General features: G+C 28.4%; 20 protein-coding genes, 1 pseudogene and 1 riboswitch. Of the genes and pseudogenes, 7 read left to right on the top strand and 14 right to left on the bottom strand.

The features are described from left to right. Positions 1 to 10 precede the first annotated feature (10 nt). From CRIB_RS06275 to ureA, 6 genes are read right to left on the bottom strand one after another with little or no spacing between them, the layout of a single operon-like run. A complete protein-coding gene (locus tag CRIB_RS06275) occupies positions 11 to 712 on the bottom strand; it encodes an urease accessory protein UreF (RefSeq protein WP_180701550.1) in 702 nt (233 codons plus the stop codon). Positions 713 to 735: 23 nt separating this feature from the next. Further along, positions 736 to 1206 carry an urease accessory protein UreE gene (locus CRIB_RS06280; RefSeq protein WP_180701551.1) on the bottom strand — a complete coding sequence of 157 codons (471 nt, stop codon included), beginning with the start codon at positions 1204 to 1206 and terminating at the stop codon, positions 736 to 738. Between the two features lie 16 nt (positions 1207 to 1222). After that, positions 1223 to 1732 (bottom strand): AmiS/UreI family transporter, encoded by a 510-nt coding sequence (locus tag CRIB_RS06285; protein WP_180701552.1) that lies wholly within the window; start codon positions 1730 to 1732, stop codon positions 1223 to 1225. Positions 1733 to 1750: 18 nt separating this feature from the next. Continuing rightward, entirely contained in the window at positions 1751 to 3469 is a 1719-nt protein-coding gene (ureC, locus tag CRIB_RS06290; RefSeq protein WP_180701553.1) for an urease subunit alpha, read from the bottom strand. Between the two features lie 17 nt (positions 3470 to 3486). Continuing rightward, the gene (gene ureB / locus CRIB_RS12625; RefSeq protein ID WP_243633470.1) at positions 3487 to 3849 is read right to left on the bottom strand and encodes an urease subunit beta; all 363 of its coding nucleotides are present in this window, start codon (positions 3847 to 3849) and stop codon (positions 3487 to 3489) included. Between the two features lie 15 nt (positions 3850 to 3864). Beyond that, positions 3865 to 4167, bottom strand: a complete 303-nt coding sequence (gene ureA, locus CRIB_RS12630) for an urease subunit gamma (RefSeq protein ID WP_243633471.1) — start codon at positions 4165 to 4167, stop codon at positions 3865 to 3867. 486 nt (positions 4168 to 4653) lie between these two features. Between ureA and CRIB_RS12635 the strand changes: the two genes are divergently transcribed. Then, on the top strand, positions 4654 to 5055 hold the full coding sequence (locus CRIB_RS12635) for an ammonium transporter (protein WP_180701554.1): 402 nt from the start codon (positions 4654 to 4656) through the stop codon (positions 5053 to 5055). Positions 5056 to 5199: 144 nt separating this feature from the next. On the opposite strand, the gene CRIB_RS06305 is transcribed toward CRIB_RS12635, so the two are convergent. The 7 genes from CRIB_RS06305 to CRIB_RS06335 form a co-directional block, all read right to left on the bottom strand. Continuing rightward, positions 5200 to 5745: an NADH peroxidase gene (locus CRIB_RS06305; RefSeq protein ID WP_180701555.1), complete on the bottom strand. Its 546-nt coding sequence runs from the start codon at positions 5743 to 5745 to the stop codon at positions 5200 to 5202. Between the two features lie 230 nt (positions 5746 to 5975). After that, the gene (locus CRIB_RS06310) at positions 5976 to 6548 is read right to left on the bottom strand and encodes a phosphohydrolase (RefSeq protein WP_180701556.1); all 573 of its coding nucleotides are present in this window, start codon (positions 6546 to 6548) and stop codon (positions 5976 to 5978) included. 242 nt (positions 6549 to 6790) lie between these two features. Next, positions 6791 to 6887: riboswitch (purine riboswitch) on the bottom strand. Positions 6888 to 6910: 23 nt separating this feature from the next. Further along, on the bottom strand, positions 6911 to 7468 hold the full coding sequence (locus CRIB_RS06315; RefSeq protein ID WP_180701557.1) for a DUF624 domain-containing protein: 558 nt from the start codon (positions 7466 to 7468) through the stop codon (positions 6911 to 6913). Between the two features lie 8 nt (positions 7469 to 7476). After that, positions 7477 to 8292: a carbohydrate ABC transporter permease gene (locus CRIB_RS06320; RefSeq protein WP_243633472.1), complete on the bottom strand. Its 816-nt coding sequence runs from the start codon at positions 8290 to 8292 to the stop codon at positions 7477 to 7479. A gap of 1 nt (position 8293) precedes the next feature. Continuing rightward, the gene (locus CRIB_RS06325; protein WP_180701558.1) at positions 8294 to 9232 is read right to left on the bottom strand and encodes a carbohydrate ABC transporter permease; all 939 of its coding nucleotides are present in this window, start codon (positions 9230 to 9232) and stop codon (positions 8294 to 8296) included. A gap of 27 nt (positions 9233 to 9259) precedes the next feature. Beyond that, positions 9260 to 10528: an ABC transporter substrate-binding protein gene (locus CRIB_RS06330; protein ID WP_180701559.1), complete on the bottom strand. Its 1269-nt coding sequence runs from the start codon at positions 10526 to 10528 to the stop codon at positions 9260 to 9262. Positions 10529 to 10549: 21 nt separating this feature from the next. Then, on the bottom strand, positions 10550 to 12739 hold the full coding sequence (locus CRIB_RS06335; protein WP_180701560.1) for an alpha-galactosidase: 2190 nt from the start codon (positions 12737 to 12739) through the stop codon (positions 10550 to 10552). 142 nt (positions 12740 to 12881) lie between these two features. Here CRIB_RS06335 and CRIB_RS06340 point away from each other — a divergent pair, with 142 nt between their 5' ends. Beyond that, the gene (locus CRIB_RS06340) at positions 12882 to 13745 is read left to right on the top strand and encodes an AraC family transcriptional regulator (RefSeq protein ID WP_180701561.1); all 864 of its coding nucleotides are present in this window, start codon (positions 12882 to 12884) and stop codon (positions 13743 to 13745) included. Between the two features lie 100 nt (positions 13746 to 13845). Here CRIB_RS06340 and melB read toward each other — a convergent pair whose 3' ends face one another. Further along, positions 13846 to 15219 carry a melibiose:sodium transporter MelB gene (gene melB / locus CRIB_RS06345; RefSeq protein WP_180701562.1) on the bottom strand — a complete coding sequence of 458 codons (1374 nt, stop codon included), beginning with the start codon at positions 15217 to 15219 and terminating at the stop codon, positions 13846 to 13848. Between the two features lie 389 nt (positions 15220 to 15608). Between melB and CRIB_RS06350 the strand changes: the two genes are divergently transcribed. From CRIB_RS06350 to CRIB_RS06370, 5 genes and pseudogenes are all read left to right on the top strand, one after another. Beyond that, positions 15609 to 16565: a carbohydrate kinase family protein gene (locus tag CRIB_RS06350; protein ID WP_180701563.1), complete on the top strand. Its 957-nt coding sequence runs from the start codon at positions 15609 to 15611 to the stop codon at positions 16563 to 16565. An 18-nt stretch (positions 16566 to 16583) separates the two neighbouring features. After that, on the top strand, positions 16584 to 18053 hold the full coding sequence (gene gtfA, locus CRIB_RS06355) for a sucrose phosphorylase (RefSeq protein WP_180701564.1): 1470 nt from the start codon (positions 16584 to 16586) through the stop codon (positions 18051 to 18053). Positions 18054 to 18343: 290 nt separating this feature from the next. Beyond that, entirely contained in the window at positions 18344 to 18589 is a 246-nt protein-coding gene (locus CRIB_RS06360) for a LacI family DNA-binding transcriptional regulator (protein ID WP_180701565.1), read from the top strand. A gap of 24 nt (positions 18590 to 18613) precedes the next feature. Beyond that, positions 18614 to 19318, top strand: a pseudogene (locus CRIB_RS06365) (substrate-binding domain-containing protein); the annotation flags it as partial. A 116-nt stretch (positions 19319 to 19434) separates the two neighbouring features. Next, positions 19435 to 19701: a hypothetical protein gene (locus CRIB_RS06370; RefSeq protein WP_180701567.1), complete on the top strand. Its 267-nt coding sequence runs from the start codon at positions 19435 to 19437 to the stop codon at positions 19699 to 19701. The last annotated feature ends 94 nt before the right edge of the window (positions 19702 to 19795 follow it).

Raw genomic sequence — 19795 nt, forward strand, 5'->3', positions numbered from 1 at the left:
CTCCATTTCATTATGACATATAAAGTCTTGAGTAAAGATTTTCATGTTGCATACATCTTATATCAAATCCTGGTGTTGATAAACATAAATCATCTATTGTTAATTCATCTAATTTATTAATTACTTCTTCAAATATATCGTATGATTTATAAAGTAATTGCTGACCTTGAGTTTGGCTAAGAGGAATACTTTTTACACAATTTGTAATTGTTGATGAGGTATAAGAGTATAAAAATCCATCTATCGCTCTTTCTCTTTCAATCCCTACTGACTGGCAAAATACTCCATATGCAACTGTATGCGTAGGTAAATTATCTTTACTTTTACTTACATAATCTATAAAGTTATTATTTTTATAATCAATATCTGTACTCATTAATGTTTTTATAAATCTTGAGCCTAATTTTTGACTTGCTAATCTTATTTCTTTAGGTGATTTACTTGCATTTAATATATTATCTAATCTTATTAATTTATCTAAACGCTCTTTATCTGCATATTCATATGATAAATTTATAGCCAACAATTCACTATATAAGAAGTTAGATTTTAAATTACACTTTAAATATTCAAATGCTGTATCTACATTTGTAACTAACTTCTTTTGTATATATGTTTCAAGCCCATATGAATGACTATATGCTCCTATTGGAAATAAAGAATCATTTATTTGAAATAACATAAATAAATTTTTATCTATAGAACTTTTCATGTGTATATCCCTTCATTAATATTTTAATGATGATGTGAATTTATAGATGATGATATACTTTTATTAAAATCAAATTGAACTTCTTCTACTGTAACACTTGCTCCTATTTTTTCTAGCATTTCCTTCATTGGCTCACTGTATATTGTTATAAACTCATTGTGACTACTTCCTTCAAATAAAGTAGCATGTCTATTACCTATTTCATAACAAACCTTTGGAACTAAATGAGTATTATCAACTTTAACAACTAATGCTTTATCTTTAGGAATATTAACAGCTATAACATTGTCTTCATTTATAGCTAGTATGTCACCTTGACGAAGCCCTCTTGTTAATATATCATTATCTAGTTTTATACCCACCTCAATTCCACTTTGGCTAGTTTTCCTATGAAGCTTTTTAAATGCTTCATGCCACTCTATATCTACATAATCAATATTACTATTTTTAAATTGTTCATCATTTATATTTCCAATTACTTTTTCAACTAACATATACGCTCCTATTTATTTACCATAAATTTGTTAAAATTAAAAATCCTGGTATCCATGCTGTAAATATACCTTCAAATATAGCTAAGTAAGGTACAAACTTTAATTCTTTCTTTAATACATTTTCTATGAAACCTGTTAGCCATAAAATACCCCATAGTATCCAAATTATAGCCATTTTCCAGTCTCCATTTATATAAAAATCTATCCAAGCTGCTGGTATAGTATTAATTGCAACAAATAAACTATACCAACCATATAATCTATTATCTAAGTTAAATATAGAGTTTACAGCTACAAATAAATATGTAAATCCAAATAATAAGCCTGTAGCTGCTGAATAAAAATCACCTACATCATCTATTAATATAAAGTCTCCATGTACTATAGTTATAATATTAATAATTATAGACAATAAACCTACAAAAACATTCATTACTGCTGCTGATTTAGAATCAATATTAGTGATTCTTGCTATACCGTTATTTATTAATACTATTCCTACATATAATAAAACTACTCCTAGCATTTTATCTACCTTCTATCCTTAGAATAAGTTGTATCTTTGAGCTAACGGCAATTCTTTTGCTGGCTCACAAGTTAATAAAACACCATCTGCTTTAACTTCATATGTTTCTGGATTTACTGTTATTTCTGGAGTCTGATCATTTAGCACCATATCTCTTTTTCCTATATTTCTACAGTTTTTAACTGGATAAACAGTCTTTTTAAGACCTAACTTTTCGTTTATTTTATTGTCATATGATATTTTTGATACAAAAGTTAAACAGCTTTTATATTTAGCTTGTCCCTGGGCTCCAAACATAGGTCTATATATTACTGGTTGAGGAGTTGGTATTGATGCATTAGGATCTCCCATTTTAGCAGCAGTTATCATTCCACCTTTTATTATCATCTCTGGTTTTACTCCAAAGTAAGCATTATTCCATACTACTAAATCTGCAAATTTACCAACTTCAATAGAGCCTATATAATCAGAAACTCCTTGTGCTATAGCTGGATTTATAGTGTATTTTGCTATATATCTTCTAGCTCTAAAGTTATCATTGTCTCCCTTTTCTTCCTTTAATGGGCCACGTTGTACCTTCATTTTATGAGCAGTTTGCCAAGTACGAGTTATAACTTCTCCAACTCTACCCATAGCTTGAGAATCAGAACTCATTATACTAAATACTCCCATGTCGTGAAGTACGTCTTCTGCCGCTATTGTTTCTGGTCTTATTCTTGAATCTGCAAATGCAACGTCTTCCTCTATTTTTTTATCTAGATGGTGACAAACCATTAGCATATCTAAATGTTCATCTATTGTATTTACAGTGTATGGCATAGTTGGGTTTGTTGATGCTGGTAATACATTTCCAAAAGCAGCTGCTTTTATTATGTCAGGTGAATGACCTCCTCCTGCACCTTCTGTATGGAATGTATGTATAGTTCTTCCAGCGATTGCTTCTATTGTATCTTCTATATATCCAGCTTCATTTAATGTATCTGTATGTATTGCAACTTGCACATCATATTCTTCAGCTACATTTAAGCAAGTATCAATTACCGCTGGAGTTGCTCCCCAGTCTTCATGTATTTTAAGTCCAACTGCTCCTGCTAATATTTGTTCTGCTAAAGCTGAGTTTGTTGAACAGTTTCCTTTACCATAAAACCCTAAGTTCATTGGATACTCTTCTGCTGCTTCAAGCATTCTCTCCATATTCCAAGGACCAGGTGTACATGTAGTAGCATTACTACCATCTGATGGACCTACTCCACCACCTATCATAGTTGTTACACCACTATATAGTGCTGTATCTATTTGTTGTGGAGATATAAAGTGTATGTGAGTGTCTATACCTCCAGCAGTAACTATTGCACCTTCTGCAGAAAGAGCTTCTGTAGATGCCCCAACTACCATATTATGATCTACTCCATCCATAATATCAGGATTTCCTGCTTTACCTATTCCAACTATTTTTCCATCTTTTATACCAATATCAGCCTTAACAATCCCCCAGTAATCAAGTATTAATGCGTTAGTTATTACTAAGTCTAAATCTCCACCTTTACTAGTTCCTGTAGCTGATTGACCCATACCATTTCTAAGACTTTTTCCACCACCAAATTTACATTCATCTCCATAAACTGTGTAGTCTTTTTCTACTTCTATAAATAAATCTGTATCTCCAAGTCTTACTTTATCTCCAACTGTTGGACCATACATTGATATATACTTACCTGCTTCTATTTTTTGACTCATATTTATCACCTACCTTATTATTTAATAAATCCTTTTATTTTTGCATTATCTAACGATCTTTTTATAGTAGTGTCATTTATTTGTGCTTCTGTCAATCCATTAAACCCAAATACTCTTTGACTACCACCAAACATTACTAAGTTTACTTCTTTTTCTTCTCCTGGCTCAAATCTAACCGATGTTCCTGCTGCTATATCTAGATGCATACCATAGGCTTTTTCTCTATCTAATTTCAATGCTTTATTAACTTCAAAAAAATGATAATGAGATCCAACTTGTATAGCTCTATCTCCCGTATTTGCGACTTTCAAAGTTATTGAATTTCTACCTTCATTTATAGTTATTTCTTTTCTAGCTGGTTTTATTTCTCCTGGTACCATAATTTTCACCTCTTTTTATTGAATTGGATTGTGTACAGTTACTAATTTAGTTCCATCTGGAAATGTTGCTTCAATTTGAACTTCATGTAAAACTTCAGCAACTCCTTCCATAACATCCTCTTTAGTAAGCATTTTTGTTCCTAAGTTCATTAACTCTGGTACTGACTTTCCTTCTCTTGCCAATTCTAAAAGTTCAGATGATATAAGTGCAGTTGACTCTACAAAGTTTAATTTTATCCCTCTATTTTTTCTGTCTTTTGCTAATTCTCCCGCACAGTGTAATATTAATTTTTCAATTTCTTTAGGTGTTAATCTCATAAATGCCTCCTTTTATTGGAATTTTTTACAAATTAATTATTTACAATTTTCAGTTTATTTATTCTAATTTTCAACTCAATTAATTACAATAATAAAAAATTTTTTGCTTTAACAACGTGTCGTCTAATATTTAAAAATGTATTTTTTAATTTTTATTTGATAGTAAAATTTATTTAATTTGCATTACAAAATCAAAATATGAAAAGCTATTAAGTATAAATTTATATTTATAGTTTTTAAATCTGATTGAATAGAGTGAAAAAAAATGATTATTCATGGTGATATTGCATTTATGATTATATCTACCGTTCTTGTTTTGATTATGATCCCAGGGTTAGCATTATTTTATAGAGGCTTAGTTGAGAGAAAAAAATTCTTTAACTATAATGTTCTAATGCTTTATCTCAATAGGTATTGTTACAGTTTTATTGATATTTGGTGAATTTGGCATGGTATTCGAAAGTGATATCAGTGGTGTTATTCTTTATGTATCAATTAATATTCGCTATAATTACTACACCTTTTATGACAGGAGATTTTGCTAATAGAATTACTATTGTCAGATGGATAAAAGTATTAATAATACATATTACTGCAGGTTTTGGATGTGTAGCAGGCATACGCGTCTTAGGAAATAGGGCAGTAAAAAATGATAAAGAACCTTTTAACTTAGGTCTTGTTTCAGTAGGTGCTGGTATTTTACTATTTGGATGGTTTGTTTTTAATGCAGGTAGTTCATTGGCCGCAGCTGATACTTCAACTATAGTGTTTACAAATACAGGTGTTGCAGGTGTATTTGGTATGATTACATGGAGTATTTTTCACTATATAGAACATAAAAGATTTTCATTTTTAGAAATGATTTTAGGGCAGTCACTAGTCTTGTAACTATTACTCCATGTGCGAGATATGTTACACAATATAGTTCAATATTTATAGGTATTTTAGGTGCCATAGTTTGTTTCTTCTTTGATTTAACCTCATAATTTAATTATACATAAAAAATACACCCTATTTAAGGGTGTGTATATATTAGTTATTAAAATGTCTTTGTAATAATCCTAAGAATGCTTTACCATGTCTAGCTTCATCTTTACACATTTCATGAACTGTATCATGTATTGCATCAAGACCTAACTCTTTAGCTTTCTTAGCTATCTTTAATTTACCTTCAGTTGCTCCGTATTCAGCTTCAACTCTTGCTTCTAAGTTAGCCTTAGTATCAGCTACTACTACTTCACCTAATAATTCAGCAAATTTAGCAGCATGTTCTGCTTCTTCAAATGCTATTCTTTGGTAAGCTTCAGCAACTTCTGGGTATCCTTCTCTATCAGCTTGTCTAGCCATTGCTAAGTACATTCCAACTTCTGTACATTCTCCAACAAAGTTTGCTCTTAATCCTTCAAGTATTTCTTCATCTACACCTTGAGCTGCACCTATTCTGTGTTCATCAGCCCATTTTAATTCACCTTTCATTTCTTCAAACTTATCTGCCCCAACCTTACATACTGGACAAACTTCTGGAGCAGTCTCCCCTTCATGTATATATCCACATACTGTACAAACGAATTTTTTCATAATTATATTACCTCCAGCTATTAATATTTTTATTGATAGTTTATTATGTTATATATATACCTAATAATTTCATTCTTAAACATTATTTTTTATATTTTGTACACTATTTACTTTATTAATGTATACAATATACTTAATTCATATTTATTTATAAAAATATAAAGTAATATATTTATAGTATTATTTTTAGTTTTATAATGTTGAATTATTATTAAAACATATATATATTATTAAAAACAACTTTTTGCTGTATTTTCTTCTCTACATTTATTAACTAAAATATTAAATAGCTCTTTATATTTATTTTCAACTTTAGAAAATTCTATAAATTCAAAAGCAGGTTTACTTACTAAATGAGTATCTTTAGTTTGAAGTTTTTCATTCATATAATGAATAAATTCATTATAAAGCATTGCATCATCAACTAAAGATATTAATTCTTCTTCCTCTTTTGTTAACTCTCTTCCTATATATTTTTCATATATAGTATTTTGCAATACTTCTTCTATTTTTAAGTAGTTTTGTAAATTTTTCTTAACTGGTCTTGTAATATCAGCTAAATATGCTTCACTAGCATCATGTAATAAACAAGCTAATGCTACAGTATTACTATAACCTCTTTTAATCGCTTCTTCGCAACAATATATGCAATGTTGTCCGACTGAATAAAATTCTTTAAAGTGACCATTAGCCCTACACATAAGAGAAAGTGCATGAGCAATATCTTCTATTAATATATCTTTTTCTTCAGGTTCAATTGGTGCAAGATGTATTTTTGAATAGGTTGTTATATAATCTGCCATATTATTTCTCCTTTATTAAATAAAATTCGCTTCGCTTGAGCGACGTGTCTGCAAAACACTTTATGTCGCTAAAGACTTCATCCGTTGCTTAAGCCACTATATGAGCTAAGTATTTTAAAATCTTTTTTCCGCTTAAAACCGGTTTATTGATATTACTTACATTCATAAGTTATCCACATGTTTTAGAGTGTATAATATACTTTAAGCGTAAAAAATACCAACTCTATATTAAATTGTATAAACTTTCCTCAAGGAAAATATATAATCAATTAATACAGCAGTTGGTAGAAACATTCATCCATTTTATGAATTTATATATGCTTTGTTAAGCACATTTTACTATAGATTATATTTTCTGTCAATTAATATAGCTTATACACTGTTTTATATGATATTAACATACATAAAGCTATAGTTATTGGAAATAATACGGGAATATATACAGTAGCTATAAATACACATATACATAAAGCTAATGATAATAATATATTTAAAACTTTTTTATTTCCAATAATAATACTTTTTAATATTAAATCAATTGGATTTTTATCATAATTAGTAAATATTACGCCTATTGCTAATATACTTTCTATCATTATAAATATACATAACCCTGTCAAGATAAAATTCTCTCTGTAAAACATATTAATTGCAAAATTTCCAAAAGCTATTAATATCCCTAATAAGGTATTAAATCCTAACATATGACTTAAAAAATTTTCTTTAAAGTTATTTAAGTATAATATAAAAATATTATGTGAACTCCCATATTCTAATTCTTCAATGCACTTAAGACCTGCATAAGTTGCAGGCCCTAAGGTTACCAAAGGAATTGAAAATATCATCCACAGTAAATTTATAACTATTAAATCATAAAGCTTAGTTCCTATCTCCCAAATTTTACTGTCTATAATTTTCATATTTCCTCCTATTTAATTGCACTATCTACCATACCTTGAACAAATTGTTTTTGTAGTAGTAAGTATATTATAACTACAGGTATTATAGCTATTAAAGCTGATGCTGCTGCTGCATTTAAGTTTGATGAATTTTGAGAGAAAAATGATGATACAGCTAGCGTTAAGGTTTTCATCTCTGGAACCTGTAATATGTATAATGGGAATTGGAAATCATTCCATACATTCACTCCTGTTAATATTACTACTGTAGCAGTTACTGGCTTTAAAAGCGGAAGCACTACTTTATAAAAAGATTTAAATCTACTGCATCCATCTATAGATGCAGCTTCTTCTAAATCAACTGGTATAGTACTTATAAAATTACTATATAAAAATATACTAAGTGGTAATCCCATAGTTACTGTTATTACGATTATTCCCCAGTATGTATTTATTGCTCCTATTTTTGTAAGTAATGAATAAAGAGGAACTAACATACTTAAAGGAGGTATCATCATAACTGCTACAACTAAGTTTAGCACTACGGAATTCGTCTTCGTTTTTATACGAGCTAATGGGTAAGCTGTTGTTGCTCCAATTAATGCTATAATCAATACACTTATTACAGTTATTATTATACTATTATACATTGCAGTTATTAATCCACCTTTTTCAAGTGCATAAGTAAAGTTTTCTAAATGAATTTCCTTTGGAAATATCCATCTAGAAGATAGATCTGTCATTGGCTTTAAAGCTGTTGTTATTAATATATAAAATGGTATTAAGTGAAATAGTGATATAACTATTGCTACTACACTTCTTAATATATTTGATTTTTTCTTCAATTTACGCCACGTCCTTTCTATCAAGCACTTTATTAAGCACTAATGTTGTCACTAGTATTATTATAAATAGCATTATACCTATAGCAGCTGCATATCCTGCACTTTGAGAATTAAAATATGTATAATTTATTAAAGTTGATAGTGAGTGAGTAGTGTACCCTGGACCACCGTTAGTTAATGCTTTTATAGCATCAAATAATTTTAATCCACCTATTAAGTTTAAAGTAACACTAGTTACTATTGCTGGTTTTAATAAAGGTAAGGTAATATTTTTAAATTGCTGTAACTTTGTTGCTCCATCTAATCTTGCTGCTTCATAATACATTTCTGATATATTTTGAAGCCCAGCTAAGTATATTACCATTGATACCCCACAAAATTGTAGAGAGTTTATTAACACTATAATCCAAACCATTAATTTCCCATTTGCTATAAAATCTATGGGCTCTATACCTAAAGCTATTAATATATCATTTATAGCTCCACCATTATACTGTAATAAGAAATACCAAATATATCCCATGATTACTGATGCAACCATTATAGGTAGATATATTACAGTTCTTGCAAATCCTCTACATCTGAACTTATTGTTTAAAAATACTGCATAAGAAAGTCCTATTATTTGCTGTATTATAGTACTTCCAACACCATAAAGAAATGTATTTTTTAGTGCTATTATCACATTCTCATCTTTAAATAGTGATTTATAATTTGAAAATCCTATATAACTATATTCTTGTGAGTATCCATTCCAGTTTGTTAAAGATATTCTAACTCCATCTAAGAATGGATATATAACAAATATCACAAACAATACTACTGCTGGCATATACATTAAATTTATCAAATTCTTCTTAGGTGATTTTTTATTTAAGGATTTACTTTCTTTTTTTGTTTGAGTATTTTTAGTAGTTTTATGTCTTCCTACTGCTTGCATTACTATTCCCCCTTATTAAATTACACCCTATTTTAAACGTTCATAATTTGCTTTTGCTTGTTGCACTGCCTTTTCAACAGTTAATTCATTAGTTAAGATTCCTGTACCTGTTGAGCATAGAGTTTCCCACATTCCACTTGGTAAATATTCTCTATCAAAATATGGTACTGTTTCAACATCCTTATATTTATCATAAAACTCTCCTAATTTACCTAAATCACTACTTCCGTTTGTAAGACCTGCTGGAGCTATATTTGATGTCGCTAGTATTTCTATATTTTCTGGTTTCGCTAAATAATCTACATACTTTAGTACTGCTTCTTCATTTTTTGTGTCTTTCCAAACGCCTATAGCCATTTTTTCACCTGCTATTAAAGTAGGTTCATCCCCTTCGTAATATGCTGGAACTGGCATAAATCCTAAATTTGCATCTGGATTAAAGTTCCAAGCTTCACTTATAGCTTGACTTCCAACAAAAGAAAATGCTGCTTGACCTTGTGCTAATGCTTTTGAAGTATCTGCATAAGTTGAAGATACCTTGTCTACATTAAAGTATTCTTTTTCATTCATAGTTTTTAACATTTCAACTACAGGAGTCCACTTTGACCAGTCAAAACTTCCATCTTTTAATGATTCTGCTTCACTATTATTTTCATCTGTTACTAAAACTGGAGGAGCTATATATTCAAATATATTACCAACAGTCCAAGTTTCTTTACCTCCTACATGTATTGGAGATACACCTGTTGATTTTACCTTTTCACAAGCTTCATAAAAATCATCCCAAGTTTTTATGTCATCTACATTAACCTTTGCTTTATCTAATACATCTTTGTTATATGCAATACCGGCTATATCCATATCTGTAGGTAGTACAAAGAAGTTTCCTTCTTCATCTGTTATAACAGGCTTTATTTGTTCTGATACGTTTTTAGCCCATTCTCTATCATTTAATGGTCTTAAATATTCACTGTATCTATTTACAGACCATCCATGTGTAGTCCATAAATCTGGTAAGTCATTTGCTGCCATTTTAGTTTTCATCATTTCTTCAAATCCACTAGCCCCTATTAAAAGCTCTACATCTATATCTGGATTTTCTTTTTCAAATTTTTCAGTGACTTCTTCAAATGCAGCTGTTATTTTTTCTTGTGGTGCTGTTCCTATTTGAAATACTACCTTTGTTTTATCACCTTTATTTGCTGTATCATCTTTACTTGATGTACAACCTGTTAAGCTACTTACCATTAATCCCATTACTAAAGTAAGACTCATTACCCTTTTTGCATATTTCATAGAAATCATCCCCCTATAAATTTATTTAACTTTTTTTAATCTCCACATCTTAGCTTGATAGTCTCCTTTTAACTCAGGAACATTCAAACCAATATTCATTAGTTCATCTCCACCAACTATTATGTTTTCTCCCAATATTTCATATTTTGAACTTTCATCTAATCCTACAAGTTTTAAAGAAATAAACTTAGAGTTAGGTTTTGCTAATGTTCTTACAAAGCTAACTATAATTTCTTCACAATCTTTAGATATAAACATCCAAGCTACATCATTGTTTTCAAATGGACTACTTAATCTGTAACATTTACCAAATTGTATAGTCTCTCTTATTTCTTTGTATAGTTTTACTTGTTCTTTTATAATTTCTTTTTCACTTTCAGGAAGCTTAGTTATATCTAACTCATAACCAAAATTTCCACTCATAGCAACTACTCCCCTAGTTTCTATAGGTGTTATCCTATCAACTTGATGATTAGGAACAGCAGATACATGGCATCCTATAGATGCATTTGGATAAACCATACTTGTTCCAAATTGTATCTTTAATCTTTCTATAGCATCTGTGTTGTCACTAGTCCAAGTTTGTGGCATATAGTATAACATTCCTGGGTCAAACCTTCCCCCTCCACCTGAACAACTTTCAAATAATACATCAGGAAATCTTGTAGTTATTTCCTCTAAAACTTTATATAAACCTAGTATGTATCTATGTGCTACTTCTCTTTGTCTATTAGCTGGTAATTTAGCAGAACCTATCTCTGACATATTTCTGTTCATATCCCATTTTACATAAGAGATTGGAGCTGATGATAATACCTCACTTATTTTTTCTATTATATAATTACAAACATCTTCTCTTGAATAATCTAATATTAATTGTCTTCTAGCTTCAGATCTATTTCTTCCTGGAATATGAATACACCAGTCTGGATGTTTTTTGTAAAGTTCACTTATTGGTGATACCATTTCAGGTTCAAACCACAACCCAAATTGTAATCCCATTTCATTTATTTCTGTTGCCAATTTATTTAATCCACCTTTTAGCTTCTCTTCATTAACAAACCAATCACCTAAAGATGAGTTATCATCATCCCTTTTTCCAAACCATCCATCATCTAATACAAACAATTCCATTCCTAGGTTTGTAGCTTCCCTCGCAATTTCTTTTATTTTTGTTTCATTAAAATCAAAATATGTAGCTTCCCAGTTATTTATAAGTATTGGTCTTACTTCATCTCTATACTTACCTTTACATAAACGTTTTCCATAAAGACAATTATAAATATGGCTCATACCTGTTAATCCTTCATTTGAGTATACAAGCACAGCCTCTGGTGCTGTAAATTCTTCTTTTGATTTTAAAAGCCATGTAAAATCAAATGGATTTATACCTATTTGAGCTCTTGCATTTTCATACATATCAACTTCAACGTTAGCTAAAAAGTTTCCACTATAAATCAAACTAAATCCATATACTTCTCCATGTTGTTCTGTTGTATCTTTTCTAACTAAAGCCATAAAAGGATTTTGAGCATGGCTACTTGAACCTCTTCTACTTTCAATACTTTGACTACCACTTCTTATTTCTTTTCTTATTATATGTCTTTCTCTAGCCCAAGCCCCTGACAATTGTAAAAGCTCATAATCGCTATCTCTAAAATCAACATTCGCGCTTAAAACTCGATTTATATTAACATCTTCATTAGATTCATTTATAATTTTTACACTTCTTGTTATTGCATCAAACTCTTCAAAAACACTATAGCTTAATATAAGCTTTACATTTTTTAAAGAATCAACTAACGTTAACTCAAGAGTCATTGCTTCATTTTCATCTTCAACATAAGTTGCTGGTAAATTATTTAATTTATTCTTACCTGCATATATATTATGTGATTCATATCTAAAATCTGTAGCACTTGTACCATCTGAAAACTGCAATTCAACTGCTGGCGTTCTTAAATCTGTACTACCATATCCTGGATATTCTTGAGGTGTCATTTCTAACATAAAATCATCTATATTATCTGTATTTGTTAAAAAACTTCCCCAATTTTTACTTCTTAGTACATAATCTAAATTTTTAGCCTTTATTTTTTTCCCCCAGTAAACATGGGCTACATGATTAGAATCTAGCACTTTTAAAACGTAGCTAGTTTTTGATGTAGATAAATTAAAAGTCTTGCTACTTGCGTCATAAACTATTGCCATTTTATAAATTCCCCCTGTATTTTATTTACTAATTTTTTCTTTATATCTAGTATTGTATATTTTTATGTATTAAAATAATATATACATATGTTAACAAAATATGGTTTTATGTTATATTAAAATAAACAAAAGGGGTTTTTATATGTCATCATATATATATTTCGAAGACGATGGAATTAAATATTTAGAGTCAACAAAAAAAGAATATGTAGATTTATGTTTATGTTTTTGTGGAATAGAGGTTTGTAAATCTTCTCATAGTTTTGGGCCTGCAATAAGAGAACAGTATATTATACATTATATACTTGATGGAAAAGGAATCTATAAAGTTGGTGATAAAGTATATAATTTAGAAAAAAATCAAGGATTTTTAATATGCCCTGGTGACTTAACTTACTATGAAGCGGATAATGATGATCCTTGGACCTATATATGGGTTGCATTTAATGGTATAAAGTCAGAACAATATTTAAAATATGCTAATTTAAGTCACGAAAATTTAATATTTGAAAGTAATCATAAAGAATTACTTAAAGACTATGTTTTAGATATGTTAAAAATAAATAGAATGCGTAATTGTGATGAGTTAAGACTTCAAGGCTTATTATACTTATTTTTAAGTACTATATCAGATTCAGTTGATTATAATGTTTCTGAAAATAAAGATCTTTCTTATACATTATATATAGAAAAATCAATAGAATTTATAAATAATAACTTTGCTAATAATATAAAGGTAACTGATATAGCTAATTATGTTGGATTAAACAGAAGCTATTTATCTAGCTTATTTAAAAAAAGCTTAAATCTTTCTCCACAAGAATTCTTACTTAGTGTTAGAATGAATAAAGCTTATGAATTATTAAAAAAACTAGAACTATCTATAGGGGATGTTTCTAGATCAGTTGGATATATAGACCCTCTTACATTTTCTAAAACATTTAAAAAATATAGTGGCTATAGCCCTAAGCAATATAGAGAAAACCTCTATAAAAATAATTTATAATTAATAATATATTCATAAAAAAACTAGAGGTTAGTAAACACAATGATAACCTCTAGTTTTTTATCTATTTTATTTTCATTAGTTAATATAACTTATATAATTAAACTGTTTGTGTTTTATTATTTATATTATTTCTTCTTTTTTCTATTTCATTTAAAACATGATCTTTAAATTCACCATTTAATTTATAGAATTTCAAATACAATCCTAAACATGCTAACATTAATAACGATGGTATTACAAACATGATTACTTTCATTCCAATTATAGTTTGAGCACTTTGTACAGTATTTGGAACATAATTGATTATATTAAGCCCAATACCTACTATAAGACCACTAAATGCTGTAGCAAACTTAACTATAAACGTTTGCATAGAGAATATAATACTTTCACTTCTCTTACCAACTTTGTATTCTCCATAATCAACTGCATCACACAACATAACTGTTGTTGATGCTGATGAGAAAGCAAATCCTAAGTTATAAATAACTCCTGCTATGCATAATAATACTGAACTAGTAGATAAACTACTTATAAAAAGCATTGATGTAAATCCTATTACAGGCAGTAAACAAGCTAAAATATAAACTATTTTTCTTGATAGTTTGCTTACTAATTTAGGAAATATCATTAATGCACAAACTTGAGCTATTGTTGATAATCCTGTAAATACTGCATATAAACTTTCATTTTGTATTGCATATTTGAAAAAATATAATGCAAATCCTGCAACTAAAAATAATGCTATTTGATAAATTATTACTGATCCAATTATTACTAATAATTGATCATTTTTAAATAATATTTCAAATACACCTTTTAAAGTTATCTTTTCTTGATTTTCTACAATATTTCTTTCTTTTACATTAAATACTGTTATTAACGTTGATATAACAAATATTATAGCTATACCAACACCTAATCTAAAATATCCTATAGAGTTATTTCCTATTCCTAAAAATGATATTAACATTAACCCAAAAGTATTAACTGTTGAGCCGCCGATAGTTGCAAAAACTCTAGGTATAACCGACATCTTATCTCTCTCTGAAGAATCACTTGTAAATGACGGTATCATTGACCAGTATGGTATATCCATTATTGTATAAGTCATTCCCCATAATATGTAAGCAGCTGAGCAATATACATATACCATTTTCCCAGATAAAAATTTAGCTGGATTAATAAATAAAAATATAAGAACAACTGCATTTATTAATGTCCCGATTAAGAGCCATGGTCTAAATTTCCCCCACTTTGTATTAGTATTATCAACTATTTTTCCCATTATAGGATCATTAATTGCATCCCAAAATCTCGATACAAAGAACAATCCTCCTACAAAAACAGAAGATATACCTACTTCATCTGTAAAAAACATCATTAAATAAGTTGCTACAAAAGCATAAACTAAATCTTTACCAAAAGCACCTATTCCATAAGAATATTTTTCTCTAAAAGTTAGTTTCATTTTCAATTCCCCTTTTTATTTAATTTTATTCGATAAACTTTTTTAGTAGCTACATAAATATTTCAAATCCCCTAAAAATAACCTTGTTTTATACTATTTATGTAGATCCTAGATTATCCTTACTTATTGAGAGTAAATTTAACCCTTAAAATTCTCTATACTTCCCTATAGTTTACTTTATCCTCCTTTTTTTTACAATTAAAACCTTTTCCTTATATTGTAATTTTTGTTTATCTTTTTATAAATATTTTTATGTGTGCTAAATATGGTAAAATGTTAGTTTTATTAATTATTTTATTAAATTCTATATTTTTATGTCAATCGGTTGACATACTTTGTATAACTATCTATACTGAAAAAGTAAAGGAATTAATAATAGGGGGAATAAAATGTTTTCTTTTGATAACACATTAAAATTTAATAATAAGGAAATCGATGTATTTACTATTGGGGAATTATTAGTAGATATGATTTCAAATGATTATGATGATAGTTTTGATTGCAGTCAATATACTAAGCTCTTCGGTGGATCACCTGCTAACATTGCTATGAACATAAAAAGATTAGGAGGAAATTCTGCTTTGTCATCAGCAGTTGGAAATGATGGTTTAGGTGATTTTTTAATCAATCATCTAAAAAACAATAATATAGATACTAGGTATATTAGTAAGGTTGACAATTCTACTAGTATGGTTCTTGTATCAAAAAGTAAAACAACTCCAGTTCCAATATTTTATCGTGGCGCTGATTATGATCTTCAATATGATGATAATATTGAGTTTGCATTAAAAAACTGCAAAATAGTACATTTTTCTTGTTGGCCTATTTCTCAGAAAAACTCAAGGAAAACTATTGAAAAGGTAATAGATATGGCAAAAGAAAATAATATTCTTATTGGATTTGATCCAAACTATCATGAAATGATTTGGGAAAAGAATCACAATGGATTAGAGTATATAAAAAATATTATATCTAAAGTTGATATTATAAAGCCATCTGAAGTTGATGCAGAAAGAATCTTTGGATGTGATACTCCTGAAAACCAAGTTAAAAAATTTATAGATTTAGGAGCAAAACTAGTAATAATGACCCTTGGAAAAGATGGAGCTATTGTAACTAATGGAGATGAAACTCTTACATTTAAAACTTTCGCTACTGAAATAGTTGATACTACAGGAGCTGGAGATGCATTTTGGTCTGGTTTTTATACAGGATTAACAAAATCATACTCTTTAAAAGATTCTTTAAATCTTGGATTTGCAACAAGTGCTTTTAAGCTTAAACACGTAGGTGCAATCGCTAACCTACCTACTATAGAAGAAATTAAAGATATTTATAATATATAATATTGGGGGAATTTATAAATGGCAGTAAAAAATCAAGTTCAACTTATAACTTATCCAGACTCTCTAGGGGGAGATTTAAAAACACTTAATCAAGTACTTACAACATATTTTCCAAATACATTTAAGGGAGGTATTCACATACTTCCTCCATTCCCATCATCAGGAGATAGAGGATTTGCACCACTTACATATTTTGAAATTGAACCTAAATTTGGTACATGGGAAGATATAAGAAAAATAGGAGAAAAACATGATGTACTTCTTGATTTAATGGTTAATCATATATCTAGACAATCAGTATTTTTTAAAGATTTTTTAAAAAACGGAAGAAAATCTAAGTATTCTAACTTATTCCTTACACTTGATAAAATATGGAGTGATTCAAAACCAGTTCAAGAAGATATATCTAAAATGTTTTTACGTAGAACTACTCCATACTCTACTTTTACAATAGAAAGTACTGGTCAACAAGAAACTGTATGGACTACATTTGGAAAAGAAACTCCATCTGAACAAATAGATTTAGATATTAATGCTCCAGAGGTTAAACAATTGCTTACAGATTTCTTGACTAACTTTAGCAAACAAAATGTTAAAATTGTTAGATTAGATGCTGTTGGCTATGTAGTGAAAAAAATAGGTACAAGTTGTTTCTTCGTTGAACCAGAAATTTATAAATTTTTAGATTGGGTCACTGAATTAGCTACTTCCTTAGGTATAGAACTATTACCTGAAGTACATGCACATTATACAACACAATTTAAATTGGCTAAACATGGTAACTGGATTTATGACTTTATATTACCATATATGATACTTGAAACATTAATAAATAAATCAAGTAATAGACTTTATAGCTACTTAAAAGTTCGTCCTCATAAACAATTTACTATGCTAGATTGTCATGATGGTATACCAGTTAAACCTGACTTAGATGATTTAGTTGAAACTAAAGCTGCTCAAAAAATAGTTGATGTTTGTGTTGAAAGAGGATCTAACTTAAGTTTAATATACTCTGATGCTCATAAAAATAAAGATGGATTTGATGTTCATCAAATAAGATGTTCATACTACTCTGTTTTAAACTGTGATGATGATGCTTACTTAGCTGCAAGGGCTATACAATTTTTCGCGCCGGGTATACCTCAAGTATACTATGTTGGATTATTAGCCGGTAAAAATGATGATGAAATGGTAAGATTAACTGGTGAAGGTCGTGAAATAAACAGACATAACTTTACTATTTCAGAAATAGAAAAAGAAGTTCAAAAACCAGTTGTACAAAGATTACTTAAACTTATAGATTTTAGAAATGATTATTCTGCATTTAATGGTGAATTTATTATAGAAAATGCTAAAGATAATGAGATTAAACTTACTTGGAAAAATGAAGATAAGTATTGTACATTAAATATTGATTTAGATACATATAAATCAGTTATAGAATATATAGATGAAAATAAAAATGTTGTATTATACAATATATAGTTATAGTTTCATTTAAGTTTTAGTATCCTATTTATTTACAATTTTTATAAAATTATATAGCTAAAATAAAATTTAATTTTTATATAAAAGATATAGTTGTAAGATTTAAATTATAATTACAACTATATCTTTTTATGTTAAGAGATAATAATTATATTTTTATATAGAATGTGTCAAATAGTATGTATAAAAGTTTATTTATTTAAAAATAAGTTATTATGTACTTACTCAAAATCTCTAAACTATTATGGTATAATATACTAATTAAGTAAGACAAAGGAGGTACTTTTTTGGCTAATATAAAAGATGTTGCAAAGGAAGCTGGCGTATCCGTAACAACAGTATCTAGAGTTATGAACGATAGAGGATATATATCTGAAAAAACTAGAAAAAGAGTATATGATGCTATGGAGAAGATAGGATATCATCCTAATGAGTTGGCAAAAAATTTCTTTAGACAAAAAACTAATATAATCGGATTAATACTTCCAGATATAAGTATTAGCTTCTATGCTGAAGAAACTAAATATATATAAGAACATTTATATAAAAATGGATATAAGCTAATGTTATGTAATGCATATAATAGTAAAGAAAGAGAAAAAGAATATATAAATATGCTGCAAAGAAATAAAGTAGATGGAATTATAATAGGAAGCCATACCTTAGAAATTGAAGATTATTTAAAAATAGACATGCCTATAGTAGCATTAGATAGATATTTAGGAGAAAATATTCCTATAGTATCTGCTGACCACATACAAGGTGGTATTTTAGCCGCTAATCATTTAATAAATTGTGGATGTAAAAATGTAGTTCAATTTTCAGGAACAAATGTATTAAATTCTTCTGCTAATAAAAGACATATATCATTTGAAAAGGTAATGGATGATAATAAGGTGACTGTTCATACTATCGAAATGGAATTAAATACTTTTTCAAAGGAACAAAACTTACATTACATAGATTATATGTTTAATAACTATAAAGATATTGATGGTGTATTTACAACTGATAATATGGCTATTTTAGTTATAAAAGAATGTTACAAAAGAGGCATAAATATTCCTAAAGATTTAAAAATAATTGGATATGATGGTACAGAAAGTTCAGAATTATTTATTCCTACTCTAACTACTATAAAGCAACCTATTAAGGAAATTTGTATTGATGTAGTTAATAAATTGATTAAATTAATCAATAATGAAAGTGTTAGACTGGAATCAAATCATACTGTTACTCTTATAGAAGGTGAAACTACTTAGATATATTATAGTGTATATTTTTGTTTTTATACGGTATTTTTTAATTTAATCTTGACTTATCTTATCTACTTTTCTATTATAGATATATAAATATTTCATTTGAGAAGAGGACAAATATGAGAGAATTCTATATGAGACACAGAAACAGTATTATAATGTTTCTTAATATAATGATTATTTCTTTAGGTGTCTTTGCAAAAGATACTAAATTTATAATTATCGGTATACTTTTAGCAGCACTTTCTTTCTATGTTATTTCTTTAGAAAAGAAAGCTGAAGAGCAAAAAGCTAGAGAAAAGGCCGAAAGAAAGGCTTTAAGAAATGCTGAAAAGTTTAGAAATAGAGGAAAGAAAAAGAAGAAAAAATCTAAGAAAAGAAAATAATATTTAAGCTCCTATTTGATAGGAGCTTTTAATATAATATCCTTAAACGAAAAAATGCATCCTTATAAAAATAAAAGGATGCATTTTATAATCT

The sequence above is a fragment of the Romboutsia ilealis genome (assembly GCF_900015215.1).
Lineage (GTDB): Bacteria > Bacillota > Clostridia > Peptostreptococcales > Peptostreptococcaceae > Romboutsia > Romboutsia ilealis.